Below are 962 nucleotides of genomic sequence, written 5' to 3'. Positions count from 1 at the left end.
TGACCGTAGGTCGCGAGGCTTTACTGTTTCCGGCGGCTTTCGCCTTCGCCGGTGTCGCAGTTCGCACCATAGTTCCGTTTCCAGTCGTCGCTCATCAAACCGGGCATGCAGATTTGCCGCACCCGGCTTTCACTTATCTCCTCAGACCTTCGCGCTCGATCGGTCAGTACGACGGCTCGGGATGCGGAAGAGCTTGAGCGTATTGTGCAGGTAATCCTGCGGATACTGCTCGAAGCCCCTGCCACGTCCTCCGGCTCGTCGCATTAACCAGTGCCGCAGACGCCGATCGACGTATTGCCTGATGAAGTCATACGTCTTCATGACAGGTCCTTGGTCGAAGTAGCCGCACCAGCCGCGAAGAAGGCGGCTGATAACGATGACGGTGTTCTCCGGTGTGTCCGGGTACCACTGTGGCGTCGTGCGTTCGTGGATTCGTCGGAGCAATCTCAAGACCGCTTTCTTGGACGGACGCGTGCCGATGAAGGCTTGTCCGCCCTTTCCGTAGAACCGCCCGATCGTGTAGCCGAGGAACGTGAATCGCTCCGTCGGCAACCGTGCGATGCGGGTCTTGGTCTCGTTCACCTCCAACCCGATCCTATTCATCAGTACCGTCATTCGCTTCATCGCCGCCTCGGCTTGCCCGGGGCGGCAGCAGATCACGAAATCGTCGGCATAGTTGACGACGTAGGCATCGAGTTGTTCCTGGTGCCCGTGGTCGCGCCAAGCCAGCAGAAAGCGTCGGAAGTAAATGTTCGCCAGCAATGGACTCAGAGGAGAGCCCTGCGGGGTCCCTTTCTTAAACTTTCGCGCATCTGCCGTCCGTATCGTCCGTCTTCCGCTTCGTTCGACCACCGGAGCCGTCAACCAGCCTTTGATAGTCGAGAGAAGTCGTCCGTCGGCGATCCGCCGTGTCAGGCTTCGCATCAGCGGCCCGTGTGGAATCGACGTGAAATAGTCGCGTA

General features: G+C 59.1%; 1 protein-coding gene. It reads right to left on the bottom strand.

Features of this window, described 5'->3' with window-relative positions:
- Positions 1-141: 141 nt before the first annotated feature.
- On the bottom strand, positions 142-962 hold an 821-nt coding region (locus QJT82_RS45440; protein ID WP_281446733.1), incomplete at its 5' end, for a reverse transcriptase domain-containing protein.

It is taken from the genome of Bradyrhizobium sp. Mp19, from assembly GCF_029952935.1.
GTDB classification, from domain to species: domain Bacteria; phylum Pseudomonadota; class Alphaproteobacteria; order Rhizobiales; family Xanthobacteraceae; genus Bradyrhizobium; species Bradyrhizobium elkanii.
This window is presented reverse-complemented; position numbering and strand designations above follow the sequence as displayed.